Here is a 25,102-nt window from a genome sequence, read left to right as displayed (position 1 = left end):
CGTGACTGCCAAGTGGAATCCGTCGATATCGACGGCGCCTGAAAGCTATCCGCATCTCGAAAATGCGAAGATCAAGGGGCATTGCGACACGCGCTTCGAACCGGTGAGGCAAGCGCTCGAGTTGAGCTTCGCGATGGGCGAGGATGTGGGGGCGTCGGTCGCGGTCTTTGTCGATGGCGAACCTGTCGTCGACATCTGGGGCGGCTATTTCGACGCCGACTTCGACCGCCCCTGGGATCGCGACACGATCATCACCACCCATTCGACGACGAAGACGATGACCGCGATGGCGGCGCTCGTCCTGGCCGACAGCGGCGAACTCGATCTCGACGCGCCGGTCGCCAGATATTGGCCCGAATTCGCGGCCGAAGGAAAAGCTGAAATCCCCGTTCGCTGGCTGCTCGGCCATACGTCGGGCCTCGCCGGATGGACGGAAGATGTCAGCTGGGCCGATGTCTACGACCTCGAAAAGAGCACGGCGCTGCTCGCCGCGCAGGCTCCGTGGTGGGAGCCCGGCACTGCGTCGGGCTATCATGGGATCACACAGGGCCATCTCATCAGCGGGGTGATCGAACGCATCACGGGCAAGACGCTCGGCCGCTATTTCGCGGACCATGTCGCGGGGCCGCTCGGTGCGGACTATCATATCGGCATCGATGCCAGCGAGGATCATCGCATCGCCAGCTTTGTCCAGGCGACACCGAAGCAATTGCCATCGGGCAATCCAATCGCCGAGCGTGTCGGACTCAATCCCGTCCTCAGCCCCAGACTCTCGACGACCAGCGACTGGCGACGCGCCGAAATCGGTGCCGCGAACGGGCAGGGGAACGCGCGGTCGGTCGCGACGGTCCATTCGGCGCTCGCCTGCGGCAGCGCCAACGGCGTCACGCTGTTGTCCGATGCCGGGCGCTTGCGGGCGCTCGAAGTGCAGGCCGACGGCATCGATTTGCTCCTTGGATTGCCGGTCAAATGGGGCATGGGCTTCGCGCTCGAATCGCCGCTGCGCCAGAATCGTCCGGGGCACCGCGTCGCCTATTGGGGCGGCCAGGGCGGCTCGTCCTGCCTTGTCGATTTCGACGAGCGCATGTCGGTCGCCTTCGTGATGAACCGCTTCGTCGAAGGCCCGGGCGAATCGGTCCGCGGTAGCCGCATCATCGAGGCGGCCTATCAGAGCCTGGGGCGCTGACGTGGGCGACCTGCTTCCGATCGGCGATGTTCCCGGCCACTATGCGCGCCAGTTCGGCCCCGATCGCTGGGCGCTCGAACATAATGGCGAGGTCATGACATGGGCCGAGCTCGAACGGCGCGCGAACCGGCGCGCCTGGGCGCTTGCCGCGCAAGGAGTCCGCGACGACGATATCGTCATGCTGTCGCTGCCGAACGGCAATGCGCTGTACGAGCTGACCTTCGCGATCTGGAAATGCGGCGCCACGCCGTGCGTCGTCTCGTCAAAGCTGCCGCTCGCCGAGATCAAGGCGATCGTCGCCCTTGCCCGCCCGCGGTTGATCATTGCGGCAGATGCAACGCTGGCGTTCGCGATCGACGCGATGCCCGTCTCGTTCGGGCTCGACGGCGGCTGCGACCTTCCCTTTCCGACGCGGGTTCCCAAACATTGGAAAGCGATGCCCTCGGGCGGATCGACAGGCCGGCCGAAAATCATCGTCGATCATCAGCCCGGTGTCGTCGACCTGTCGGTCGCGCCGGCGATGGGGCTGCCCGAGGGCAAGGTCGTGCTGAACCCCGGTCCGTGCCATCACAATGCCCCCTTTGCATTCTCGCACATCGCGCTGGGCCGCGGGAACAGCCTGGTTGGCATGACCAAATTCGACGCGGCGCAGGCGCTTGCATTGATCGAATCGCACAAGGTCGCGTGGGTCGTGTTCGTCCCGACAATGATGAACCGCATCGCGAAGCTTCCCGACGAAGTTCGCGCGGGCGCCGATCTCTCGTCGCTCGAACGGGTGTGGCATATGGCGGCACCGATGCCGCCGTGGCTCAAGCAGGAATGGATCGACTGGATCGGGGCCGAGAAGATCTGGGAATATTATGGCGGCACCGAACGCCAGGGAGCGACGGTGATCAGCGGCGAGGAATGGCTGGCGCATCGGGGCTCGGTGGGCCGCGCCGTCGAGTGCGAGATTTGCATTCTCGGTGAGGACGGGCAGCCGGTGCCGCAGGGCGAGATCGGCGAAATATTCCTGCTCCCGCCGGGTGGTCTGGGCTCAACCTATCACTATCTCGGCGCCGCGGCGAAGCAGGCGGGGGGAGGCTATGAATCGATCGGCGATCATGGCTGGCTCGATGAAGAAGGCTATCTCTATCTCGCCGACCGGCGCACCGACATGATCGTTTCGGGGGGCGCGAACATCTATCCGGCCGAGATCGAAAATGCGTTGATGGAATATCCGGGCGTCGAATGCGCGGTCGTGATCGGTCTGCCCGATGACGATATGGGCGCGCGCGTCCACGCGATCGTGCGTCCCGACCCCGCCGCGCGTCGGACGCCGAACGCGGACGCGCTGCTCGCATTCCTCGGCGACCGGCTGGTGCGCTACAAGATGCCGCGCTCGATTGAATTCACCGCCGAGGAATTACGCGACGATGCCGGCAAGGTGCGGCGGAGCGCGCTTCGCGAAGCGCGGATCGCAGCGACGGTTATCGCCTGACCGCGCGGTGGCCCGGCTGGGGGCGTTCGGCGGCGGCGCGGAACAGAGCGGCCAGCTGCGCCGCATCGCGTTCGCTGTCCCAATGGGGGCCCGGAGCGATGTTGAGCCGCGTGACCAGATAGCCGAGATGAAGGCTGAGGAAAGAGCGCGCGAGAAAAGCGGTGTCGGCATCGGCCGCAATCGCCCCGTCCGCTTTGAGCCTGTCGAGACAAGCGACAAGCGGTCGCCACAGCCGCGACAGCCACACCGGGCTGTAGCGCGCCTTGAAGGTCGGATTCTGAAGGATTTCGACCAGAAACATGCGGCCGGCGTCCGATCCCGTGCCCTGCGCCTTCGCGCGCTCGACGATCACCGCCCGGTTCCACTGCTCGAAGTCGTCCCACGTACGCGGCGGGTCGGTCTCGAGCTGCATGAACAGCGACTGGTCGAGCTGTTCGATCGCGACGCGGTCGAGCACTTCGGTGAGCAGCCCTTCTTTGCTGCCGAACTGCTTGAACAATGTGCGCTCCGTGCTCTTCGCGCGCTCGGCGATCTCGCGTGTCGTCATTCCGGCGAGCCCCTTTTCGATCAGCAGCGCCGCCGCCGCCTCGATCAGCGCCGCGCGCTTCGCATCACCCCTTTTCATCGTTTCGGTCACGTCGAACCCCGGAAGTATAGCAATCACTTTACATTTAATACGAATCAATGTATAGCGTCCACTATACATTATGCGCTCAGGAGACATTTCCGATGCTTGCCGCCGCCGAATTGAAACCGCACTCCGTCGAAGGCGCCACCGACATGGTCGATGCGACGATCAGAGCACGCCATGCCGCCCGCCGCTTCCGCAAAGACCCGGTGCCAGCGGCTATGGTTCGCGATATCCTCGACGTGGCACGCTATGCGCCGAGCGGGACGAACATCCAGCCGTGGCGGGCGTGGGTCGTCACCGGCACCGCGCGCGACCGGTTGTGCGCTGCGACGGTGGACGCTTTGCTCGCCAGCGGCCCGCAGCCGCAGGAAGAAGAGTATAGATATTACCCCACCGAGTTTCCCGAGGCGATCCTTGCGCGTCGCATGGCGTTCGGGGCGGCCTTCGGCGCCGCACTCGGCATCGCGCACGACGACATGAACGGCCGGATGCGCGCGATGGCGCGCCAGTTCCTCTTCTTCGATGCGCCGGTCGGGATCATCTTCACGATGGACCGCGCACTCGAACTCGGCAGTTTCCTCGACTATGGCTGCTTCCTGCAGAACGTCATGCTCGCCGCCAAGGTGCGCGGCCTTGACACCTGCGCGCAGCAGAGCTGGTGTCAATTCCACCGCGTGATCCGCGCCGAACTCGGCATCCCCGAAGGCGAGATGCTGGTGTGCGGCATGTCGCTCGGCTGGGCCGACGAAGCCGCGCCCGAAAACAACCTCGATCTGGGCCGCGCCCCGATCGAGGATTTCGCCACCTTTTGTGAATGAGGACAAGACCCGAATGACCGACGAATCCCCGCAAGTGCTGAGCTACCGCGGCGTCGTCTATCCATGGCACTGCGATCAGATGGGCCACATGAACGTCATGTGGTACACCGGAAAATTCGACGAAGCGACGTGGAACCTCTTTGCCGAACTGGGCCTAACGCAGGCCTATCTGGCCGCGAACGGACGCGGGATGGCGGCGGTCGAACAGACGACGCGATATCTGCGAGAGCTGGTTGCGGGTGACACGGTCACCATCACCTCGCGCCTCGTCGAGGTGCGCGAAAAGGTGCTGCGCTTCGAGCATTCGATGGTCCGGACGACCGACGGCATCCTCGCGGCGACATCGGCGATCACCGGGGTTCACCTCGACACGGCGCTGCGTAAGGCGTGCGCTTTCGAAGAGGATGTTCATCGCCGAGCGGCAGCGATGATCGGAGGGCATACAGCCGATGCGGTGTAGAAGGAGACGAAGATGACGCCCCCACCCATCGGTTTGTCGTTCCGGTCGACGATCATGGTCGACGCAAGGCTGACGGTGCCGCAAATCCCGCTGCCGCTCGGCGTCATGGCGAACATGCCGCCGGTCTTTGCGACCGCCTATATGATCGCCTTTATCGAGGCGACCTGCATCGAGGCGCTGGCGCCCTATCTGGGCGAGGGCGAGGCGACGGTGGGCACGCATGTCGATATCAGTCACGCCGCGGCGACGCCGGTTGGCATGCGTGTGACCGCCGAGGTGGTGCTCGAAGCCCTCGAACGGCGCAAGCTTCGCTTCCGGGTTTGTTGTTCCGATGAAGCCCATCTGATCGGCGAAGGGTTTCACGAGCGTGCCGTCATCGATGGCGCCGCATTCTCGGCGCGGACTTCGGCAAAGCTGGCGTCGGGCGGGGTGACGGGATAGGAAAGCGCACGGCATTATCGGGCGTTGCATCATGCGGGGTTGATCCCGTTTGCGTTGATTCTGGTCCGCCTTCTCGTCCGGCACGGCCAAGGAATAGCCCCAAAATCTTCCCGTGCGGCATGCAAGAGCCCGCGCGATTTCGGGCGACATTTTCGTCTGCGCCGGCATCGGTCCGCGCTTTTGCCGCGCGTCCCGGCCTTATGCGCGACTAATCGCCGGCGAGCGCCTCGATCAGACGATCGACGTCGGAGTCCGTCACATGCAGGTGCGGCGCGATGCGGATCGCGTCCCCGCGCTGGCTGACATGGATGTTGCGCGCACGCAGAAGCCCGATCAGGTCCTGCGGGTCTCCGGCAACCGACAAGCCAAGGATGTGCCGGCTGCGGAAGTGCGGGGCCAATATTTCGTAGCCGAGCGGCGCGACGGCGGCCGCGATCCGGTCGGTGATCGCGCCCAATCGCGCCACGATACCCGCAATCCCCCATTGTTCGATCTGACGAAGCGCCGCAATCGCGCCCGGCAACACGGTCGTCACACAGGTCTCGCCGACGTCGTACCGCCGCGCGCCGGAGCGATACTCGGCGCAATAATCGGCGAGGCGCGTGAAATCCTGCGCATTGCTTCGCGCCAGCCAGCTTTCCTCGAGCGGACGTTCGCCGTGCCAACGCGGATCGACGTAGAGCAGCGAAAAGCCATAGGGGCAAAGCAGCCATTTATAGCCTGCCGCAACCATGAAGTCGGGCCGTACGGCAGCGAGGTCGAGCGGCGCCGCGCCGAGCGACTGGGTGACGTCTAGAACGAGGACCGTACCGTTCGCGCGGCATGCCGCGCCGATCGCGACAAGGTCGAAGGTGGCGCCGTCGGTCCAGTGACACGCCGAGAGTGCGGCGATACGGACCGACGGATCGAGTGCGGCGAGCACCGCCCGCGTCCAGTCGCCATCGACCGGACGCCCGGCGGTCCGGATGGCCGCGCCGCGCTCGGCGGCGATCCGCTGCCAGGGGAATATATTCGACGGGAATTCCTGCGCGGCCACCAGGATATGGTCGCCCGCTTGCAACCGCGGCTCGAGAATGCGCGCGGCGGTACTGATGCCATAGCTTGCGGCGGGCACGATGGCGAAATTCTCAGCGGCGGTGCCGAAGAGCGCCGCGGAGACGCCGCGCAGGGTTTCGGCATCGGCGAAGAAATCCGCGGGGGCGCGCTCCCAAGGCCGCAACTTCGCGCCTGCCGCGCATACGAGCGCGTCGCGCGAAGCGCGGAGCAGCGGCGCATTATACGCGGTGTTGAAATAGGCGACATCGTCGGGGATGTCGAAAAGGGCGCGACAGGAGAGGTTCGGCATGCGCGATGCTCTAGCAGTCCCGTCCGGTATGCGCAGCGAACCATTGCTTGGGCTGATCAAAGCCAGAATTTGCGTTCACGGTATGCCCGTTTGCGAAACTGTTCGCCGGATGACTTTAGGGTAACATGATACGCGAATCATGCTTCCGCGTAACTTGATTTCGACCCCTGATGCTCTATTGCCAAGGCGTGCAGGGTGATCCAGACAATTACATCAGCCTCCTTTCGGCCGCGCAAATTGAAACGTTGCGGCATGTTTTCGAGCACAAAAATTCCAAGGAAATCGCTCGCATTATGGATGTTTCGCCGCATACGGTCGACGAGCGCGTGCGGCGCGCCCTAAAAAAACTTAATGTTTCCAACAGAATAGAGGCCGCGACGATCCTGGCTCGTAACGGTGTATTCGACCAGGTTACGCCATATCAGCCTTTGACATATCAATTGTTCGACCTAGGCGATGCCGTCCCCGCCGATGAAGCCGGTGCGGGGCGCAGTTCGATCCGGCGGCTTTTCGACATCGGTTCGCCATTTCCTACCGCGTCCCAGCCGGCCAACCGGCACGGGTTGATGGAAAGGATTATCTGGCCGATCCTGATCGCCTTCGCGACCATATTGGCATTTTCCGCTCTCTATTCGATCCTTGTTGGTCTTGGTCGTGTTTTGACCTGAATGCTGCGGGGGGGAAACCGTCGGCATTCGCTTTCAAGGACCGAAGACATGCTGAACGAACGACTTTCCGCGGCGAAGAAGATCGCCTCCGAACTCCACCAGGCCGAAGACGCCATCGACGAAACGATGATCCGCATCGCCCAGCTCGCGGCGACGCTACCGACCGCACGGCGCGATATCAACATGTCGGCGATCGTCGGCCAGGAAGCGATGGCGAAGGTTGCCAATGCGCTGGCCGCCGCGGGCGAGGTTCGCCAGCTGCTGACCGACGCGCACATCGCGCTCACCGCGACGCAGAAGCAGGTAGGCCTTGGCACGCGTATGTTCGGTGCCGGCGTCAAGCCGCCCGAAGCGTCGCTCGTCGAGGCAGGTGAAGATCGCGGCACGGCCGAGATCGCGCACTTCCCGCTGGCGAAGGCTTCCTGAGCAACTGGGTGGACCAAACCACATGTGGACCGTGGCGATTTATTATGGGGTTCTGCTGCTCACCGTGGCCGTCGCGATGTGGCGCGGCGGGCCTCTGGAACGCTGGGCAGCGTACACCGCATTGCTCGCCTCGGTCTGCACCACCGTTCTGGCACCGAAACCGAACTGGTCGCATATTGAATATAGTATCTTCGCGATAGACGTCGTCGCCTTGGCGAGCTTCTGGGTCATCGCGTTGAAAACGCAGCGTTTCTGGCCCTATTGGATAACCGGATGGCAGTTGATCGCCATTTTCGGTCACGTCCAGAAGCTGATGTTTTCGGAGATATTGGCGCGTCCCTACGCGCTGCTTTCAATGTATATCTCTTACCCGATCCTTTTTGTCATTCTGTACGCATCGGGTTCGACCAGACGGAGAGAGGATACCAGGGCTCGAATTTAGTGCCCGAGGGGTCTTGATACATGCAGCAATTCTCGAATCAGGAAATTGCGGAAATACGCTCGCGCATCGACCAGATTCACGACATGCTGGCGAAGGGTGGCGACGAGCAGGCGCAAGCGGCGGTTTCAGGCTTCGTCCTGCCGACAGCCGAGGCGCAGCCGCGGCTGGTCGACCAGCTCGCGCTCAGCATCCAGGTCCGGCGAATGCGCCGGACGCACTTCGGCACCGCGCAAATGTCCGGGCCGACGTGGGACATGATGCTCGACCTCATGCTCGCCAACGCGAACGGCCGCACGCTCAGCGCCAGCGACCTCGCGACCGGCGCGGGCGTTCCCCTGTCGTCGGGGCTGCGGATGATCGCGGCGCTCGAAGCGCAGGGTCTCGTCAAACGGTCGATCGACGAGCGCGATCGTCGTCGATCGCTCGTCCGCCTGACCGAGGCAGGCACCGAGAAGATGGCCAGCTATTTCGAGAAATTCGGTACGGCGATGCGCAACGGGTACACCCGCGCCGCGTGATTGCCGGGGTGAGGTTGGCGGCACACCCCTCCCGCCGCCGGCCTCATTCGGTCATGTCGCGCATCATCCGTTCGATCTTCGCCATCGCATCACGTTTGATCTGGCAGACGCGTGCCGCGCTGACGTCGAGCGTCAGCCCGATCTCCTGCAGATTCAGCTCTTCGAAGAAATAGAGCTGCAGGATCATCTGTTCGCGCTCGCCAAGCCGGCCGACGCATAATTGCAATGCCCTGAGCAGGCCGTCCTGCTCGATCGCTTCACCGGCGCCCGGCCGGTCGTCGGCAAAGAGGAAGCTCCCCTCGTCGACGAGCTCGTCGAGCGACGTCGAGCGGCCGTGCGTCGCGCTCTTTTCCAGTGCGAAATAGTCCTCGGCCGAGAGACCGAACGCCTCGGCCATCTCCGCCGCCGTTGGCGCGCGCATCAGCTTCTGTTCGAGCGTGGCGCGCGTCTGCTGCAATCGCCGCGCCGCCGCCATCGCCGAACGCCCGACATCGGCCTCGCGCCGCTGCTGGTCGATCATCGCGCCGCGAATGCGCGTAGTGGCATAGGTGGTGAAGGCGAAGCCGCGCTCCTCATAGGTCCGGCTCGCCTCGATCAGGGCCATCAGCCCGACCTGGATCAGATCCTCAAGGTCACTCGTGCGCGACACGCGCGAATGCACCTGCCAGGCGATCTTGCGCACCAGCGGCGCATATTCCTCGATCAGCGTCTCGGCGCTCTCGCCATAACCGCCGAGGCGCGGAGCGCGGGCCTTGGCCGCCGCAAATTGATCGGCGGGCTCAGTTTTCATGGGGCTCGTCCTTCATCTGGGCATCGGGAGCGTTCAGGCGCGGGACTTCGGCGCCGATCGTCGCGACGATCTCGGTCGCCTTGTTTGCCGGGATTTCGAGGTATGAAATGACCGCGACGTCGGGGAAGGTCGCTCGTACCAGCCGTGACAGCGCCGAACGGCAGAGCGGCGAGGCGACGAGCGCAAAACTGCGTGTCGAGAGCAGCAGCGGTTCGACCGCGTCGCCGATCTGTTCGATGATCTTCATCGCCATGCCATGCTCGAACGGCCATTCGGCACCCGGATTCGCGCGCACCGCCTGGTTCAGCAGCACCTCGATCTCGGGGGCGAAGGTCACCACGGGCAGCGGCATCCGGCTGGGCACGATCGTCTGGACGATCAGCGCGCCGATGCGCTGGCGCACCGCCTCGATCAGGTCGGCATCGCCAAGTTGCTGGCCGGCGATCGCCACCATCGCCTCGGCTATCTTGCGGAAGTCGCGCAGCGGGATGCGCTCGACGAGCAGCGCCTTGCACAGCGCGGCGACGCGCGGCAGCGCATAGCCCTGCGGGCTCAGGCTCTGCGCGAGCTGCGGATAATGCGTCTTCAGATTGTCGATCAGCGCCTGCGCATCGTCGAGCCCGAACAGCTCGGACGCCGAGGCGACGATGCTGTTGTTGAGGTGCGTCGCGACGACCGTCGACGGATCGACGACGGTATAGCCCGCGGCGATCGCGTCATTCTGCGACGCCTTGGGAATCCACAGCGCGTCGAGCCCGAAGGTGGGATCCTTGCACGGTCGGCCGGGTACCGTGGTGACGAGGTCGCCGGCGTCAAGCGCGAGCATCTCATTGGGATAGACCTCGTCCTCGCCGACGATCACCCCGGCAACCGCGATGCGATAGGCGTTGCCCGGCAGCGACAGGTCGTCGGTGACCTTCACCGGCGGGATCACGAAACCCAGCTCCTTCGACAGCTGGCGGCGGATGCCGGTGATGCGGGTCATCAGCGGCGCGCCCTTGCGCTCGTCGACGAGCGCAACGAGCGCATAGCCGATTTCAAGCTGGCACGGCCCGACGTCGCTGACGTCCGCCCATTCGATATGGTGCGGGTCGGGCGCGGGCGCGGCGGGCGGCGGGGCGGCTTCGGCGACCTGCGCGGCCTTGCGCAGCTGCCAGCCGATCGTGCCGGCGATGGCCGAGGCGGGAAGGATCAGCAACTGCGGCATCGCGGGGACGAGGCCGAGCACGAAAAGCACGCCGCTCACCGCGAACCACACATACGGCGAAGCGAACTGGCTGCCGATCTGGCCCGACAGATCGTGCGGCGACGAAACGCGGGTGACGATCGCGGCGGCGGCGATCGAGAGGAGCAGCGCGGGAATCTGCGCGACGAGTGCATCGCCGATCGCGAGCGTGACATAGGTGCTGCCGGCCTCGGAGAAGGAGAGGCCGTGGCTGAAAATGCCGAGGATCAGCCCGCCGACGATGTTGACGAACAGGATCAGCAAGCCGGCAACGGCGTCGCCCTTCACGAATTTCGAGGCGCCGTCCATCGAGCCATAGAAGTCGGCTTCGGTCGCCACTTCCTGCCGGCGCGCCTTCGCTTCGTCGGGGGTGAGCAGGCCGGCGTTGAGGTCGGCGTCGATCGCCATCTGCTTGCCGGGCAAGGCGTCGAGGGTGAAGCGTGCCGACACTTCGGAGACACGGCCCGCACCCTTGGTAATGACGACCAGGTTGATGATCATCAGCACGAAAAAGACGAACAACCCGACGACATAATCGCCGCCGATCAGCACTTGGCCGAACGCCTCGATGACATGCCCCGCCGATGCCGTACCCTGGTGTCCGTGAACGAGCACCACGCGCGTCGAGGCGACGTTCAGCGACAGGCGGAACAGCGTCGCGAGCAGCAGCACGGTCGGAAAGGACGAGAAATCGAGTGGTTTCGACGCCTGCATCGCCACCATCAGGATCGCGAGGCTGAGCATGATGTTGGCGACGAAACTGATATCGAGCAGGATCGGCGATACCGGGATCACCATCAGCGCGACGAGAATCAACATCGCCGCGGGCAAGGCCGCGGCGCCCGCGATGCGGGGCCAGTTGCCGAGTTTCAGGTCGCCCATCAGGCGCGACCCCCCAGCGAGGCGAGGCGGCGATACGCGCTCGCGGCGAAGTCCATCGACAATTTCTTCGGCATGGGCTGGATATCCATCATCGGGAGCGGCGGGCGCCCGCCGCCATTGGCGCCGCTGGCGCTCGCCATCTGCATGCGCCAGCCGGACGTCGGAGCGGGCGGGCCCGGCATCATGCCGGCGCCGCCATCGGCTTCGAGCTTGGCGCGGAAGAATTCGCGGATTTCACCGAGGCTGCGCATACTGCCGTCGGCGTTGTAGAAGACCGGGCGGTTGGCTGCTGCGGCGTCGGGCAACATCGTCGCGCCGGGCTGGTCGGGATTGTCGCTCCACGCGCCGAGGAAGCGGGCGGCGCCCGCGCTCCCCAGAAAATGCGCAAGATACAGGTCGACCGGCTCGGCGGCGCGCCCGGTGCGGCTTTCGATATAGTCCTGGTTGTCGGAGGTCAGTGCCGCCGCCATGTTCGACGCGGCAACAGGGTCGTCGCGCAGACCGAGGATCTGGTCGCGCAGCATCGGGTCGGCAATGCTGAACCGCCCCGATGCATCCTTACCGATCGCATTCGCGGCCCAGCCGAGCCCATGGTTGGCGCCGTGGCGATGCAAAGTCGCGAGCCAGGTCTGCCTGGTGAACTGGTACAGCCCGCGCGCCGACGAGGTCGGTGCCTTGGCGGTCGGGTTGAAACGGCTTTCAACCCGCGCGACATCGACCAGATAGTCGAAATCGACCCCGGTTCGCGCCGATGCATTCTGCACGGCATCCAGTACGGGAACGGCGCCGGGCGCCCCGGAAACAGGAGCAGGTGTCGCAGAAGGGTTGATCAGGTTCATGCCTTGGGTTCCGCTCTTTCAGGGAACCAAAAGCAATCATCGTGCCATTTTCCGGAAGCTGGCCGGAAAATACGGTTTGTCAGTAGGTTAAGGCGAGCCCTCGAGGCCGGGTGCCGCGGATCGCATGGTTCATGTCAATCCTCTGACGCGTCCAGTCCTTGAGCAGGTTGATCCGCATCGCGGCGGCTTCGAGCTGCGCCAGCGTCCGGGTGATCAGCGTCCGCGCCTCGGCTTCGCTGCCCGCCGGGATCGCGGCGCCGCGAAACAGGATCACCGCCGTCGCCAGTTCCTCGGTCGCGGCGATGATCGCGCCGGCGTCCTGCCCGTCGAGCGCGCCGACCAGCAGGTCGAGCTTGGCCTGGACATCCTCGATCGGCATTATTCGGTGCGCCCTTGTGCATAGTTCAGCATCGCGAGCGCGATCGTCGCCGCGTCGACGCGGTAGCCGCCCTGGTTGATGGCGGTGCGCAGCGAGGCGACGCGTGCGCTGTCCACCGGCGGCGGCATCGATGCGAGGTCGCTCGCGATGCGGATCAGGCTCGCGCCCGCCAGCGCGTCGGGCGCGGCCGTGCGAAGCGGCGCCGCGCCGGCCGCAAGCGTGCTGTCTGCGATCTTGCGCACGGGGGCCGTGCGGCTGACGCCGCCCACCTGTCCGATCTTGCCGTCACTCGACATAGCTGCCTCCATCTGCCCCGCCCGAACGAACGGCGGATGCGTCTCACAAGGCTTTAACGGACGGCGCGTCCGGAGATTAAGGGGTGGTTACCGAAAAAATGAAAAAAGAAACCCGGCGTGTCGGAATGCCGACGCCGCCGGGCCAGTGGGGCTTGGTCGTGTGAAGCGTGTCAGTCGGTCATCCGCGCGCGGCCGGGGCCCGTGACGACGGCGCTCAACATGTTTTTCGCGTCATTGCCGCGCAGCGCGATCGTCTCGCCAAGGCGGCCGTCCTGCGTCGCGATGGCCGAATAGCTGACCGTGAAAGTCTCGCTTTCGATCGTCACGCGGACATTGTCGCCGCGGCGGACGACGGGTGCCGTCGGCGCGGGGGCGGCAAAGCCTGCTTGCATGGGCGCCGCGCCCGCCGGACCGGTGAGCGGGACTCGCAGGCGCCATCCGAGCGGCGCACAGCGGACGGCGAGCGTCTGCGCGTCGAGCGCGGTGATGGCCGGCTGTTCGGGGCAGCGCGCCAGCTTGATGCGGCGATCGATCGGCACGGCGGCGCGACCCATCGCATTGGCGACGGTCTGCGCGATCGCGTCGATGGGCTGCCAGTCCTGCATCGCCTGCTGTGCATGGGCAGCGGGAAGCGCGGTCAGGCTTGCAGCGAGGCAGGCGACGATCTTGCGGGTCATGGCGACAATCCTTGTTGGTCCAAAATTCCACGGAATCGAACTGCAGGATGCGTGCCAGTCGGGCTTTCCCGCGGAATTCCGTGTGGTGGCACGGCGCCACGTCAATCTTTTGACGAGCTGCCGTCCGGGGCCGCGGCGGATGATCGAGCGACCGGCACATATATTTGAAAAGCAAAGATAAATAGATTTTGGCACGGCGATTGCATCATGCCTTGGTGTTATTCCGCGTGCCCGCGCCGGCCGGCCAGCCCGTCCACTGCGGCAAGCAAGGGAAGATGATGATGGCAACCGAGAAGCTCTTTGGCCTGCACGCGACGGCGCTCCAGCTGCGCAGCCAGCGCATGATGATGCTCGCGTCGAACATCGCCAATGCCGCCACGCCCAACTACAAGGCGCGCGATCTCGACTTTTCGAAGGCGCTCGACCTTGCAAGCCAGGGCGCCTCGACCGACGGCGCGATCGCCTATCGCGTGCCCGTCCAGCCCTCGCTCGACGGCAACACCGTCGAGATGGCGACCGAACAGACCGCCTTCGCCGAGAATGCGCTCGCCTATCGCTCGAGCCTCTCCTTCCTCCAGGGCCGCGTCAACACGCTGACGCGCGCGATCAAGGGCGAATGACGATGAGCAATTTTTCGGTCTTCGACATTAGCGGGCGCGCCATGTCGGCGCAGCTCGTTCGCCTCAACACCACTGCGTCGAATCTCGCCAACGCGGGGACGGTCGCGGGCAGCGAGAAGGAAGCCTTCCGCTCGCTGAAGCCCGTGTTCCGCACCGTGATGGACGCGCAGGGCCGCGCGACCGTGCAGGTCGACCAGGTCACGACGGGCAAGATGGCGCCCTCGAAGCGTCATGATCCGTCGAACCCGCTCGCCGACAAGGACGGCAATGTGTGGGAGGCGGCGGTCGATAGCGCCGCCGAGCTGGTCGAGATGGTCGAGACGGCGCGCCAGTATCAGAACAATGTCCAGGTCCTCGAAACCGCAAAGGGCCTGATCAACGAAACGCTGCGGTTGGGACAGTAATCATGGTCGATTCCATCGGTTCGCAATATCAGAATTATTCGCCGACGCAGCTGAAGGGCCAGCAGCTCGGCCAGAGCGATTTCCTGCGCCTGATGACGGCGCAGCTGTCGTCGCAGGATCCGTTCAACCCGGTCGATAACCAGGAGATGGTTGCGCAGATGGCGCAATTCTCCAGCCTCGCCGGGGTCAGCGAGACCAACACGGTGCTGAAGAGCATTTCCGAACAGCTCGCGGCACAGACCGCGCTGCTCAAGGACATCAAGGCCGCCCAGACACCCCCGGCGACGCCGCCGGCCACCCCGACCACCTAATCATTTCGCAGGAAGGATAAGTCCATGTCGTTCTATACTTCGCTTTCGGGCCTCAAGGGCGCCCAGACCGACATGTCGGTCATCTCGAACAATATCGCCAACGCCAACTCGATCGGCTTCAAGCGCAGCAAGGCGCAGTTCGGCGACATCTTCGCTTCGTCGCCGACGCAGTCGTCGAAAACCGTCGCGGGCCAGGGCCAGCGCCTGATCGGCATCACCCAGCAGTTCACCCAGGGGTCGTACGAGACGAGCGAAAAGACGCTCGACCTCGCGATCGTTGGCGAGGGGCTGTTCATCGTCAAGGGCGAGCCGCCGCGCAACCAGGTCACCTATACGCGGAACGGCGCTTTCTCGCCGCTGCCCGATGGCACCGTCATCGATTCGACCGGCCAGAAACTCCAGTTGCTTCCCGTCGATGCTGCGGGCAACGTCACCGACCGCACGCTCGCCGGCGCTTATGACTTCGTTCTGCCCGATGGTGCACCGAGCGATCCGACGGCCTCGCTGATCAACGTCTCGGTCGACCTCGACGGCCTCGTCACGGCGACCTTTGCGAACGGCGAAGACCAGGTGCTCGGCAAGGTCGCGATGGCGACTTTTCCCGCGATGGAGGGTCTGCGCCCCATCGGTGACGCGCATTGGCAGTCCACCGGCGAAAGCGGACCACCGACGATCGATGCTGCGACCAACGGCCCGATGGGCACGATCCGGTCGGGCACGCTCGAACGCTCGAACGTCGACATTACCGAGGAGCTGGTGATGCTGATCGCCGCGCAGCGCAACTTCCAGGCGAACGCCAAGGCGATCGAGGGCGCTTCGACGCTGACCCAGACCGTCATCAACATGCGCACGTAAGACGCGCGACTGACCGCCTGCCGGGAGTATCCAGATGGACCGCCTCATCTACACCAGCCTGACCGCGATGCGGGGCAGCATGGCCCGGCAGACGGCGATCGCGAACAATCTCGCCAACGCCCAGACGCCGGGGTTCCGGGCCGACATGGCCGAAGCCCAGTCGCTCTGGCTGAACGGCGAAGGGTTCGATACGCGCGCCGTCGCCTCGGAAGAGGTGCTCGGCGCCGACATGGCTGCGGGCACGATCACCCAGACCGGCCGCGATCTCGATGTCGCGGTACAGGGCGATGCGTTGCTCGTCGTTCAGGCGAAAAATGGCGAGGAAGCCTATACCCGCCGCGGCGACCTGCAGCTATCGCCGAGTGGCCTTTTGACCACCGGTGACGGCAGCCCGGTACAGGGCGCGCAGGGGCCGATCACGATCCCGCCCGCCGACTCGATCAGCATCGATGCCGAGGGCCGGATCTGGGTCGTGCCGAACGGGGGCGACCCGCAGAATCCGCAGGAGGTCGACCGGCTGCGGCTCGCGACCCCGGCGGGTTCGGATGTCGTCAAGGGGATCGACGGGCTGTTCCGCGTGAAGGGAGGCGGGATTCTTCCCGACGACCCCGAGGCACGGCTCGTCACCCGCTCGATCGAAGGGTCGAACGTCGCCGCCACCACTGCGCTCGTCGAGATGATCGAGGCGAGCCGGAGCTGGGATACGCAGCTCAAGATGATCACCGACGCGCGCGACATGGACAGCGCGACGGCCAATCTGATGCAGCTGCCCCGTTAAGGAGAATAGAGATGAGCTTCGGAGCCCTTCACGTCGCGCGGACCGGTCTGGATGCCCAGGGCTTCCGGATGCAGGTGATCGCGAACAACCTCGCCAACGTCAACACGACGGGCTTCAAGCGCGACCGCGCGAGCTTCGAGACGCTGAGCTATCAGATGATGACGCAGCCGGGTGCGCCGTCGACCGCGGAAAACCGCTATGCGACCGGCCTCAACCTCGGCACCGGTGTCGCGCTCAGCGGCACCGCGCGCATCGATACGCAGGGCACGTTCGCGACGACGGGCAACGGCCTCGACGTTGCGATCGACGGTGCTGGCTATTTTCAGGTGCAGATGCCCGACGGGCGCATCGGCTACACCCGCGCCGGCAATTTCGGCCGCTCGCCCGACGGCACGATCGTGACCTCGGACGGCAAGCCGCTCCAGCCGCAGATCCAGATCCCCGAGGATGCGTCGAGCATCACCATCGGCGCCGACGGCACCGTGTCGGCGAGCGTGCCGGGACAGGAAGGCGCGACCGAGCTCGGCCGCATCGAGATCGCGCGCTTCTCCAACCCCGCGGGGCTGCAGGCGATCGGCAACAACCTGCTCGTCGAGACGCAGGCCTCGGGCGCGCCGCTCGTCGGCGGCGCCGGCGAGGAAGGCCGCGGCTCGCTGCGCGGCGGGATGCTCGAAGGATCGAACGTCAATGTCGTCGAGGAACTCGTCGACATGATCGAGACGCAGCGCGCCTATGAGGTCAATTCGAAGATGATCTCGGCCACCGACGAGATGATGAAAAATGCCGCGCAGACTCTCTAAACTCGGCCTGATCGCCTTGGCGCTTGTGGCGGCTCCGGCGGCCGCGAAGGACAAGGTCGCGCCCGACGCCTTTTCGGTGTCGATGCCCGCGCCGCCGCCCGCGCCGCCGTCCAATGGCGCGATCTTCCAGAGCGGTTACACCCCGCTCACCTCGGGCGGGCGCGCCGGGCAGGTCGGTGACATCATCACGATCCAGCTCGTCGAGCGCACCGCCGCGACGAAAAGCAACGCCGCCAACACCCAGCGCGACGGCAGCATCGGCCTGACGCCGCCGGCGACCGGACCGTTCTCGCTGTTCGACCCGAGCGATGTCGGCGCGAGCGGCACACAGCAGTTCAAGGGCAAGGGCGACGCGTCGCAGTCGAACGCGCTGTCGGGCGAGGTCAGTGTGACCGTCGCGGCTGTCTATCCGAACGGCACGATGCTGGTGAAAGGCGAGAAATTGCTGACGCTCAACCGCGGCGACGAACGTGTGCAGATTTCGGGCGTCGTCCGCGCGATCGACATCAGTCCCGACAACCGCATCCTGTCGACGCGCGTCGCCAATGCCAACATTCGATACGTGGGCAAGGGCGAGATCGCGCGCGCCAGCAAGCAAGGCTGGCTCCAGCGCTTCTTCTCGATCATCAGCCCGTTCTGAAAGAGGATAATCCAGTGACCAGGCGTCCGACCCTCCTCACTTTCTTCCTGCTGCTTCTGGCGAGCCTTGGCTTTTCCGCGCCGGCGCAGGCCGAACGGATCAAGGACATGGGCCAGTTCCAGGGCCTGCGCGCGAACCAGCTCACCGGCTACGGCATCGTCGTCGGCCTCGCGGGGACGGGCGACGACAGCCTCGACTATTCGACGCTGGGGATGAAGGGCGCGGTCTCGCGCTTCGGCCTGACGCTGCCCGCCGGGGTCAACCCGGCGCTCAAGAATGCCGCGGCGGTGATGATCACCGCCGAGCTGCCCGCTTTCTCGAAACCCGGCCAGCGCCTCGACATCACCGTGTCGGCGATCGGCAAGGCGAAAAGCCTGCGCGGCGGCACGCTGGTGCTCGCGCCGCTCTATGGCGCCGACGGCCAGATTTACGCGATGGCGCAGGGCAATCTCGTCATCGGCGGGCTCGGCGTCGATGCCGCCGACGGATCGAAGCTGACGGTCAATGTGCCGTCGAGCGGCCGCATCGCCGGCGGCGCGACGGTCGAACGCGCGGTTGATACAGGGTTCACCGCGACCGACCAGCTGACCTTCAACCTCCACCAGTTCGACGCGACCAATGCAAAGCGCGTCACCGACGCGATCAATCAGGCGCTGCCGGGCTCGGCCGTCATGATCGACGGCGCCAGCATCGCGATCCGCGCCTCGGGTGGCGGCGACGAGCGGATGCGCCTGATGTCCCGAATCGAGAATCTCGACGTAATCCGCGCCGAACCGCCCGCGAAAGTCATTGTTAATGCCCGCACCGGGACGGTCGTTATTAACGGCGCGGTTCGCGTGGGGACCGCGGCGGTGACGCAGGGCAAGCTGACCGTCTCGATCAAGGAATCGCCGACGGTGGTGCAGCCCGCGCCGTTCAGCCGCGGCCAGACCGCGATCGAGCCGTCGAGCGAGATCGGTGTCGACCAGGAGTATCGCCCGGTGATGATGATCAAGCCCACGGCTTCGCTTTCGCAGCTCGTCGATGCGATCAACCGCATGGGCGTCCCTCCCGGCGACCTTGTCGCCATCCTCGAAGCGCTGAGCCAGGCCGGCGCGCTGACTGCGGAACTGGTGATCATATGACGACGCCCATTTCCTCCACCCGTGCGCCGACGCCCACGCCCGCCGCGGCGGGCGGCGGCGACGGCGGGCTGCGCAAGGCGGCCGAGGCTTTTGAGGCCGTGATCCTGCGCCAGCTGATGGCGTCGATGCGGCAGGCGAAGCTTGCCGACGACATTTTCGGGTCGAGCGCGACCGACAATTTCCGCGAGATGGCCGACGCCAAGACCGCCGATTCGATGGCGGCATTGCGCCAGTTCGGCATCGCCGACATGGTCGAGCGCCAGTTCCGCGGTCTCGGCGGCGGGCCGACGTCGCTTGGCGGAGGCGTCCAATGAGCGACCTTCTCAGCATCGGCTATACGGGGCTGCGCGCCTATTCGAAGGCGCTCTCGATGGTCGGCGACAATATCGCCAACGCCCAGACGCCGGGCTATGCGCGGCGGCGGCTCGAGCTCGGCGAGGTGCCTGCGGGCAGCAACATGGTGCTCTACAGCGGGTCGGTCACCCCGGGCGGGGTCAATATCAAGGGCGTGGTGCGCTCGGTCGACCAGTGGCTGATCGAGGATGCACGCATCTCGGGCGGCGATTCGGAGCGAGCGGCGACCAAGCTCGATTGGATGAACCGCGTCGAGGGGGCACTGAGCGACGACACCAACGGTATCAAGACCGCACTCAACAAGCTTTACACGACAGCCGACCTGCTGACCGCCGATCCGTCGAACAAGACGCTGCGCAGCCAGTTCCTGCAGGCGGTCGACGACGTCGCATCGGGTTTCCGCACGGCGGCCGGCCAGCTGTCGGGTCTTTCCGACGGCGTTTCGGGCGCGGCAGCAGCCGGTGTCGACAAGTTCAATGCCAATCTGACCGCGCTCGAACAGATCAACGTCGGGCTGCGCAAGGCGCGGCCGGGCTCGACCAACGAGGCGGCGCTGCTCGACGAGCGCGACCGGCTGCTCGACCAGCTGTCATCGCAGGCGGGGGTCAGCGCGACGTTCGACACCCACGGCGCGGTGACGCTGCGCGTCGCCGGCAGCGGCGACCTGCTCGTCGGCGGCGGTGTGGTCACCCCGATCGCGGTCACGACGGCGGCGGACGGGCGCCTTTCCTATTCGGTCGGCGGTTCGCCCTTCGCGACCGCCACCGGCGAGCTTGCCGGGTTCGCGCAGGCGGCCGACCATGTCGCCGATCAGCGCGCCGGGCTCGACACGATGGCGGCGCAGTTCGCGAGCCAGCTCAACGCGGCGCACCAGGCCGGCATCGACGCGAACGGCGCGGGCGGGCAGCCGCTTTTCACCGGCACCAGCGCTGCGACGCTCACTGCAACGACGCTTACGCCGGAACAGGTTGCCGCAGCGAATGCGACGAGCACCAACGGCAATATGCTGGCGTTCGGCACGATGCGCGGCGCGACCGGACCCGAGACGGTCTGGTCGGGGCATATGGCGACGCAGGCGCAGGCGACCGCTTCGGCGCGCGCGCAGGATGCGGCGGCCGCGACGCGCGCCGACGCGGCCGCCGCAGCACGCGACAATGTCAGCCAGGTCGACCTCGACAAGGAAGCGTCGGAGCTGATCCGTTTCCAACAGGCCTATTCGGCCGCGGCACGCACGATCCAGGTCGCGCGCGAGACGATGCAGACGCTGCTGAGCTCGATTTAAGGGGGCGGACAAGATGATTAACGCGGTTGGCAACAAGATGACCCGCGAGATCGCCCGCCAGGGCAAGCTCGCCGAGGCGCTCGAACGGACGCAGATCCAGATCTCGACCGGCAAGCGGCTCCAGCGCATGTCCGACGATCCCGTCGCCGCGCGCCGCATCCAGACGATCGGCACGACGCAGGCGAGCATGGCGAGCTGGGCGGCGAATATCAAATCGGCCGAAGCGCAGACCGCGCAGGCCGACGGCGTGCTCCAGTCGGTCAGCGGCCTTTTGACGCGTGCGCGCGAATTGACGCTTTCGGCCTCGACCGACACGCTGGCGCCCGCCGACCGCGCGACGATCGCCGCCGAGCTGAACGCGATCGCCGACGAAATCGACGGGCTGGCGGCAACGCGCGATTCGAACGGCGAACCGCTGTTCGCCTCCGGGAACGCGCGCGTCATCCGGTTCGATTCGGACGTCAGCTTCGCGGCGGTGCCGTCGGCAGCCGATGTCTTCGTCATCGGCGGCAACAGCCTGTCGACCAGCCTTCGCGACGTCGCGACCGCGGTCGGAGCCGGGAACAAGCCCGCGATGACCGCCGGTCTCGACACGCTGACCGCCGCAATCGATCATGTCGCCAACCAGAATGCCGTCATCGGCCTCGCCGCCGGGCGGCTCGAACGGATCGGCGAAGGGCTTGCGGCGCGGGGGATCGAGATCGCGGACGAACGCAAGTCGGTCGAGGACACCGATCTCGAGAGCGCGATCGCGCTTCTCAACGCCCAGGATCTGACGCTCAGCGCCGCGCAGGCCGCCTTCGCCAAGATCAACCGGCAGACAATGTTCGATCTTTTGAACTGAGCGGTCTCAATTTCTCCGGCCGGCTGCCGTTAAGCTTAATAGACGTCCCCTGAATTTTCCGGGCTGCCAGCCCGAACGGAGTTGAGCGCGCATGTTTCCCGTCGTCGGCATCGTCGTACTGATCCTGCTGGTCTTCGGGGGCTTTGCGTTGACGGGCGGCAACCTCGGCCCGGTCATGCACGCACTACCCCACGAAATGCTCATCATCGGCGGTGCCGCGGTCGGCTCGCTGATCATCGGCAATTCGGGTGCCGAGCTGAAAGCGCTCGGCGGCGGTCTTGGTGCTGTGTTCAAGGGCCCGAAATACAAGAAGCAGGACTATCTCGACGTCATCCTGCTCGTCTCGACGCTCATGAAGATGATGCGGACCGAGGGGCCGGTCGCGGTCGAGCCGCACATCGAGGATCCCAAGTCTTCGCCGCTCTTCCAGCAGTATCCCAGGCTTTTGAAGGACGACACGCTCGTCCATCTGATCTGCGACACGCTGCGCCTCGTCGTCGTGTCGTCGGGTACGCTCGATCCGCACGCGGTCGAGGATGTCATGGACAATGCGCTGAAGAGCCATCGCCACCATGCGCTGAAGCCCGCCGAAGGGCTGCAGGGCCTCGCCGACGCGCTGCCAGCGCTCGGCATCGTCGCCGCGGTGCTTGGCGTTGTGAAGACGATGGGTTCGATCGACAAGCCGCCGGCGATCCTCGGCGGCATGATCGGATCGGCGCTCGTCGGCACCTTCCTCGGCGTGCTCTTGGCCTATGGTCTTGTCGGCCCGTTCGCGAACCGCGCCAAGGCGGTGATCGAAAGCGACGCCGCCATCTACCACACGGTGAAGCAGCTCATCATCGCGTCGCTCCACGGCCATCCGCAGCCGCTGGTGATCGAGGCGGCGCGCTCGGGTGTCGATCACCATAACCAGCCGAGCTTTGCCGAAGTCTTCGACGGAATGCGAGGGCGGTAGTGGCTGCGCGTCCCAACCTCGTCCGGCCGATCATCGTCAAGAAGGTGATCGAGGAAAGCCATGGCGGCCATCACGGCGGCGCGTGGAAGGTCGCCTATGCCGACTTCGTGACCGCGATGATGGCCTTCTTCCTGCTGATGTGGCTGCTCGGCGCGACGACCGAGAAGCAGCGCAAGGCGCTCGCCGACTATTTCGCGCCGACGATCGTCAAGACCAAGCAGGAGAGCGCCGGCGGCGCAAGCCTGTTCGGCGGCGATTCGATCGTCTCGGCCGACCGCTATCCGCACCGCGCGGGCCAGACGGGCACGCGCTCGCTGACCATCCCCAAGGACGCGGTCGGCGGCCCGAAGGAAGCGGCGGGGCGCGAGCGCGAAAAGGAAAAATTCGCGCAGGTCGCGAAATCGATGATGGAGCGCGTCCAGAAGAAGGGCGAGCTCAAGCGTCTTGCGCGCAACCTGCGCTTCACCGTGACGACCGAGGGGATGCGTATCGACGTCGTCGACGATGCCGACTTCTCGATGTTCGCAATGGGCACCAGCCAGTTGACGCCCGCCGGCGCGAAGCTGTTCAGCGAGATCGCCAAGCCGATTGCCGAGACCCCGAACCGGGTGATGATCCGCGGCCATACCGATGCCGCGCCCTGGTCGGCGAAAACGGGCATGAACAACTGGCGCCTGTCGGTTGACCGCGCCGAGGTGGTTCGCAACTTCCTGGAGTATCGGGGGGTCGACGGCAGCCGCTACGCACGCATCGAAGGCGTCGCCGATCGCGAGCCCTATAACCCTGTCGACCGGCTCGATCCGCGCAACCGTCGCATCTCGATCACCCTCGGCTGGCGGGTCGGGGACGAGAAATAGAGCCAATCTGGCAGCATTGAAATTCGTAAACATCCAAATTGCGCTGACATTGCTACCAATATGGCAATAATGCTTTATTTTCAATGACTTGTGTTAATCTGGATAATCATTCGTTTACCATTTTCCTCAATTTCTGTCTCCATCAAGAGGGCGCCGAATGGGGGGCGCGGTGGAGACGAAAATGACCGTGGGGCAGACTGTTGGACAGAATGGGGAGGATCGCTCGGCGCTTGAGGCGCTGATCATCGGGCACAGCCCGGCGGTGGTCCAGCTTCGCGAAATGATCCGGCGGGTCGCCCGCTCCAATGCATCGGTCATGCTCTGCGGCCCCTCGGGCTCGGGCAAGGAACTGGTCGCCCGCGCGATCCACGATGAAGGCGTCCGTTCGGGCAGGGCCTTCTCGGCGATCAACTGCGGCGCCATTCCCGCCGACCTCATCGAATCCGAGCTGTTCGGGCATGAAAAGGGCAGCTTCACCGGCGCTCACGCTCGCCGCATCGGGCATTTCGAAGCCAGCGAGGGCGGTACGCTCTTCCTCGACGAAATCGGCGACATGCGCTTCGACATGCAGGTCAAACTTCTCCGCGTGCTCGAAGACCGGACGATCGTCCGCGTCGGCAGCAGCGAGATGAAGAAGGTCGACGTCCGCGTCATTTCGGCGACCCACCAGGATATGGGCACCGCGATTGCAGACGGCCGCTTCCGGGAGGATCTTTTCTTCCGCCTCGGCGTCGTTGTCCTGCAGGTTCCGAGCCTCGCGGCGCGGGTTGAGGACATTCCGGCGCTGATCCGCCATTTCCAGCGCAACATGCCCGGCGAAACCAAATGCCGCTATGATGACGCCGCGCTCGCGGTGCTGATGCAGCATCGCTGGCCGGGCAATGTCCGCGAACTCAGGAACTTCGTCGAGCGCGCCAGCGTGCTCTATGGCGGCGAAACGCTCGGCGCCGACGATGTCGCCATCCTGTTGAACCCGACCGCGGCTTTCGCGCCGCGTCCCGCCGCTCCCGTCACCGCAACCAGCGGCGACGAACAGTCGGCACCGATGCCCTTCGCCAAAACGCCGGCTCCGGGCCGCCCGATCGACCTTAAGCGCGAAATCGAAAGCATCGAGCTCGAACAGATCCACAATGCGCTCGACCTCGCCGACGGCATCATCTCGGAGGCCGCGCGCCTCCTGACCCTGAAGCGCACGACGCTGATCGAGAAGATGCGCAAATATGGAGTTCAGCAGCAGGCCGCCTGATAACTACCCCACCAGTTTCGGCGCCGCTGAATTCGGCACCGGCCGCACTCCTCCCTCTGACGCCTGTCCCCACCTTTGGCGGCAGCAGGGAAGCGGCCGGTGCCGAACCCTTTTCAGGGTCGTGAGAAATTACTGGCGCAGCTGACGCCAGGCCGAGCTGACGGTTACGATGCCCTTGAGCAGCTCGTCGAGCTCTTCGGCATCGTTCGCGGCGACTGCATTGTCGAGCTTGCGCCGCATACTGCGATAGACGCGGGCGAGTGCCTCGGCGACGTCGCCGCCATTCTCGTGATCGAGCCCGACGTCGAGGCCGATCAGGATCGCGCGGGCGCGGTGCGCGGGCTCGGTCGCCGACACGCGCTGCCCCTGGCGCACCATCGCCGCGAGTACGCCCACCGCCGTCTCCAGCTCGTCATAGAGCATGGTCACCAGTTCGATCGGGTCCGCCGCATTTGCCCGGCTTTCGTTCTGCAGGCGGCGATAGAGTCCGGTCGCGCGGACGGTCGAGGCGGTGGCGGTCGTCATCGGT

32 protein-coding genes are annotated in these 25,102 nt (G+C 65.4%); 23 read left to right on the top strand and 9 right to left on the bottom strand.

Features of this window, described 5'->3' with window-relative positions:
• Nucleotide 1: 1 nt before the first annotated feature.
• Both QOL68_RS11765 and QOL68_RS11760 read left to right on the top strand, forming a co-directional pair.
• Nucleotides 2–1,186, top strand: coding sequence for a serine hydrolase domain-containing protein (locus tag QOL68_RS11765; RefSeq protein WP_282949343.1), 1,185 nt, complete (start codon nucleotides 2–4; stop codon nucleotides 1,184–1,186).
• 1 nt (nucleotide 1,187) lies between these two features.
• Nucleotides 1,188–2,666: an AMP-binding protein gene (locus tag QOL68_RS11760; protein WP_282949344.1), complete on the top strand. Its 1,479-nt coding sequence runs from the start codon at nucleotides 1,188–1,190 to the stop codon at nucleotides 2,664–2,666.
• Here QOL68_RS11760 and QOL68_RS11755 read toward each other — a convergent pair.
• Complete coding sequence (locus QOL68_RS11755; protein ID WP_282949345.1) at nucleotides 2,656–3,291, bottom strand: TetR/AcrR family transcriptional regulator; 636 nt, start codon at nucleotides 3,289–3,291, stop codon at nucleotides 2,656–2,658. The two genes, QOL68_RS11760 and QOL68_RS11755, sit on opposite strands and share 11 nt — an antisense overlap.
• A gap of 104 nt (nucleotides 3,292–3,395) precedes the next feature.
• On the opposite strand from QOL68_RS11755, the gene QOL68_RS11750 reads away from it, so the two are divergent.
• From QOL68_RS11750 to QOL68_RS11740, 3 genes are read left to right on the top strand one after another with little or no spacing between them, the layout of a single operon-like run.
• Nucleotides 3,396–4,115, top strand: a complete 720-nt coding sequence (locus QOL68_RS11750) for a nitroreductase (RefSeq protein ID WP_197410190.1) — start codon at nucleotides 3,396–3,398, stop codon at nucleotides 4,113–4,115.
• 13 nt (nucleotides 4,116–4,128) lie between these two features.
• Nucleotides 4,129–4,575 (top strand): acyl-CoA thioesterase, encoded by a 447-nt coding sequence (locus QOL68_RS11745; protein WP_282949346.1) that lies wholly within the window; start codon nucleotides 4,129–4,131, stop codon nucleotides 4,573–4,575.
• 12 nt (nucleotides 4,576–4,587) lie between these two features.
• On the top strand, nucleotides 4,588–5,016 hold the full coding sequence (locus tag QOL68_RS11740) for a thioesterase family protein (protein WP_282949347.1): 429 nt from the start codon (nucleotides 4,588–4,590) through the stop codon (nucleotides 5,014–5,016).
• Between the two features lie 208 nt (nucleotides 5,017–5,224).
• On the opposite strand, the gene QOL68_RS11735 is transcribed toward QOL68_RS11740, so the two are convergent.
• Complete coding sequence (locus QOL68_RS11735) at nucleotides 5,225–6,361, bottom strand: aminotransferase class V-fold PLP-dependent enzyme (RefSeq protein ID WP_282949348.1); 1,137 nt, start codon at nucleotides 6,359–6,361, stop codon at nucleotides 5,225–5,227.
• A 188-nt stretch (nucleotides 6,362–6,549) separates the two neighbouring features.
• On the opposite strand from QOL68_RS11735, the gene QOL68_RS11730 reads away from it, so the two are divergent.
• From QOL68_RS11730 to QOL68_RS11715, 4 genes are read left to right on the top strand one after another with little or no spacing between them, the layout of a single operon-like run.
• Nucleotides 6,550–7,029: a response regulator transcription factor gene (locus tag QOL68_RS11730; protein WP_283404306.1), complete on the top strand. Its 480-nt coding sequence runs from the start codon at nucleotides 6,550–6,552 to the stop codon at nucleotides 7,027–7,029.
• A gap of 48 nt (nucleotides 7,030–7,077) precedes the next feature.
• Entirely contained in the window at nucleotides 7,078–7,455 is a 378-nt protein-coding gene (locus QOL68_RS11725) for a hypothetical protein (protein ID WP_204992136.1), read from the top strand.
• A gap of 22 nt (nucleotides 7,456–7,477) precedes the next feature.
• Nucleotides 7,478–7,897, top strand: a complete 420-nt coding sequence (locus tag QOL68_RS11720; protein WP_058456552.1) for a hypothetical protein — start codon at nucleotides 7,478–7,480, stop codon at nucleotides 7,895–7,897.
• A 20-nt stretch (nucleotides 7,898–7,917) separates the two neighbouring features.
• Nucleotides 7,918–8,415, top strand: a complete 498-nt coding sequence (locus QOL68_RS11715; protein WP_058456553.1) for a MarR family winged helix-turn-helix transcriptional regulator — start codon at nucleotides 7,918–7,920, stop codon at nucleotides 8,413–8,415.
• 43 nt (nucleotides 8,416–8,458) lie between these two features.
• Here the strand turns inward: QOL68_RS11715 and QOL68_RS11710 are convergent, their stop codons facing one another.
• The 6 genes from QOL68_RS11710 to QOL68_RS11685 all read right to left on the bottom strand — a co-directional run bounded on the left by QOL68_RS11710 (nucleotide 8,459) and on the right by QOL68_RS11685 (nucleotide 13,503).
• The gene (locus tag QOL68_RS11710) at nucleotides 8,459–9,205 is read right to left on the bottom strand and encodes a sigma-70 family RNA polymerase sigma factor (protein ID WP_204992138.1); all 747 of its coding nucleotides are present in this window, start codon (nucleotides 9,203–9,205) and stop codon (nucleotides 8,459–8,461) included.
• Entirely contained in the window at nucleotides 9,195–11,312 is a 2,118-nt protein-coding gene (gene flhA / locus QOL68_RS11705; RefSeq protein WP_204992139.1) for a flagellar biosynthesis protein FlhA, read from the bottom strand. Before flhA ends, QOL68_RS11710 begins: the two co-directional genes overlap by 11 nt.
• The gene (locus QOL68_RS11700; RefSeq protein ID WP_282949349.1) at nucleotides 11,312–12,151 is read right to left on the bottom strand and encodes a transglycosylase SLT domain-containing protein; all 840 of its coding nucleotides are present in this window, start codon (nucleotides 12,149–12,151) and stop codon (nucleotides 11,312–11,314) included. The genes flhA and QOL68_RS11700 overlap by 1 nt, the downstream gene beginning before the upstream one ends.
• Before the next feature lie 79 nt (nucleotides 12,152–12,230).
• Entirely contained in the window at nucleotides 12,231–12,530 is a 300-nt protein-coding gene (locus QOL68_RS11695; RefSeq protein WP_058456557.1) for a hypothetical protein, read from the bottom strand.
• Complete coding sequence (gene flgM / locus QOL68_RS11690) at nucleotides 12,530–12,826, bottom strand: flagellar biosynthesis anti-sigma factor FlgM (RefSeq protein WP_058456558.1); 297 nt, start codon at nucleotides 12,824–12,826, stop codon at nucleotides 12,530–12,532. The genes QOL68_RS11695 and flgM overlap by 1 nt, the downstream gene beginning before the upstream one ends.
• 170 nt (nucleotides 12,827–12,996) lie before the next feature.
• Complete coding sequence (locus tag QOL68_RS11685) at nucleotides 12,997–13,503, bottom strand: flagella basal body P-ring formation protein FlgA (protein ID WP_204992142.1); 507 nt, start codon at nucleotides 13,501–13,503, stop codon at nucleotides 12,997–12,999.
• Nucleotides 13,504–13,781: 278 nt separating this feature from the next.
• On the opposite strand from QOL68_RS11685, the gene QOL68_RS11680 reads away from it, so the two are divergent.
• The 14 genes from QOL68_RS11680 (at nucleotide 13,782) to QOL68_RS11615 (ending at nucleotide 24,573) form a co-directional block, all read left to right on the top strand.
• Nucleotides 13,782–14,123, top strand: a complete 342-nt coding sequence (locus tag QOL68_RS11680; protein ID WP_204992580.1) for a flagellar basal body rod protein FlgB — start codon at nucleotides 13,782–13,784, stop codon at nucleotides 14,121–14,123.
• Entirely contained in the window at nucleotides 14,120–14,527 is a 408-nt protein-coding gene (gene flgC, locus QOL68_RS11675) for a flagellar basal body rod protein FlgC (RefSeq protein WP_058456560.1), read from the top strand. Before QOL68_RS11680 ends, flgC begins: the two co-directional genes overlap by 4 nt.
• 2 nt (nucleotides 14,528–14,529) lie before the next feature.
• Nucleotides 14,530–14,838, top strand: coding sequence for a flagellar hook assembly protein FlgD (locus tag QOL68_RS11670; protein WP_204992143.1), 309 nt, complete (start codon nucleotides 14,530–14,532; stop codon nucleotides 14,836–14,838).
• Nucleotides 14,839–14,862: 24 nt separating this feature from the next.
• Nucleotides 14,863–15,693, top strand: coding sequence for a flagellar hook-basal body complex protein (locus QOL68_RS11665; protein ID WP_058456562.1), 831 nt, complete (start codon nucleotides 14,863–14,865; stop codon nucleotides 15,691–15,693).
• Between the two features lie 34 nt (nucleotides 15,694–15,727).
• A complete protein-coding gene (flgF, locus tag QOL68_RS11660) occupies nucleotides 15,728–16,471 on the top strand; it encodes a flagellar basal-body rod protein FlgF (protein ID WP_058456563.1) in 744 nt (247 codons plus the stop codon).
• An 11-nt stretch (nucleotides 16,472–16,482) separates the two neighbouring features.
• Complete coding sequence (gene flgG, locus QOL68_RS11655; RefSeq protein ID WP_058456564.1) at nucleotides 16,483–17,271, top strand: flagellar basal-body rod protein FlgG; 789 nt, start codon at nucleotides 16,483–16,485, stop codon at nucleotides 17,269–17,271.
• A complete protein-coding gene (locus QOL68_RS11650) occupies nucleotides 17,252–17,911 on the top strand; it encodes a flagellar basal body L-ring protein FlgH (protein WP_282949350.1) in 660 nt (219 codons plus the stop codon). Before flgG ends, QOL68_RS11650 begins: the two co-directional genes overlap by 20 nt.
• A gap of 14 nt (nucleotides 17,912–17,925) precedes the next feature.
• Nucleotides 17,926–19,035 carry a flagellar basal body P-ring protein FlgI gene (locus QOL68_RS11645; RefSeq protein ID WP_502957390.1) on the top strand — a complete coding sequence of 370 codons (1,110 nt, stop codon included), beginning with the start codon at nucleotides 17,926–17,928 and terminating at the stop codon, nucleotides 19,033–19,035.
• Complete coding sequence (locus tag QOL68_RS11640; protein WP_082657903.1) at nucleotides 19,032–19,349, top strand: rod-binding protein; 318 nt, start codon at nucleotides 19,032–19,034, stop codon at nucleotides 19,347–19,349. Before QOL68_RS11645 ends, QOL68_RS11640 begins: the two co-directional genes overlap by 4 nt.
• Nucleotides 19,346–20,671, top strand: a complete 1,326-nt coding sequence (gene flgK / locus QOL68_RS11635) for a flagellar hook-associated protein FlgK (RefSeq protein WP_058456567.1) — start codon at nucleotides 19,346–19,348, stop codon at nucleotides 20,669–20,671. The genes QOL68_RS11640 and flgK overlap by 4 nt, the downstream gene beginning before the upstream one ends.
• 13 nt (nucleotides 20,672–20,684) lie before the next feature.
• Nucleotides 20,685–21,515 (top strand): flagellin N-terminal helical domain-containing protein, encoded by an 831-nt coding sequence (locus tag QOL68_RS11630; protein WP_204992148.1) that lies wholly within the window; start codon nucleotides 20,685–20,687, stop codon nucleotides 21,513–21,515.
• 91 nt (nucleotides 21,516–21,606) lie between these two features.
• The gene (gene motA / locus QOL68_RS11625) at nucleotides 21,607–22,470 is read left to right on the top strand and encodes a flagellar motor stator protein MotA (protein WP_204992149.1); all 864 of its coding nucleotides are present in this window, start codon (nucleotides 21,607–21,609) and stop codon (nucleotides 22,468–22,470) included.
• A complete protein-coding gene (locus QOL68_RS11620; protein ID WP_058456570.1) occupies nucleotides 22,470–23,327 on the top strand; it encodes a flagellar motor protein MotB in 858 nt (285 codons plus the stop codon). The genes motA and QOL68_RS11620 overlap by 1 nt, the downstream gene beginning before the upstream one ends.
• A gap of 181 nt (nucleotides 23,328–23,508) precedes the next feature.
• Nucleotides 23,509–24,573, top strand: coding sequence for a sigma-54 interaction domain-containing protein (locus QOL68_RS11615; protein ID WP_282949351.1), 1,065 nt, complete (start codon nucleotides 23,509–23,511; stop codon nucleotides 24,571–24,573).
• 129 nt (nucleotides 24,574–24,702) lie between these two features.
• On the opposite strand, the gene QOL68_RS11610 is transcribed toward QOL68_RS11615, so the two are convergent.
• Complete coding sequence (locus QOL68_RS11610) at nucleotides 24,703–25,098, bottom strand: flagellar export chaperone FliS (RefSeq protein ID WP_058456590.1); 396 nt, start codon at nucleotides 25,096–25,098, stop codon at nucleotides 24,703–24,705.
• Nucleotides 25,099–25,102: the final 4 nt, after the last annotated feature.

This window comes from Sphingopyxis sp. Geo25, assembly GCF_949769135.1.
In the GTDB taxonomy this organism is placed as follows: domain Bacteria; phylum Pseudomonadota; class Alphaproteobacteria; order Sphingomonadales; family Sphingomonadaceae; genus Sphingopyxis.
The sequence above is the reverse complement of the archived record's forward strand: the minus strand, read 5'-3'. Positions and strand labels throughout refer to the sequence as shown.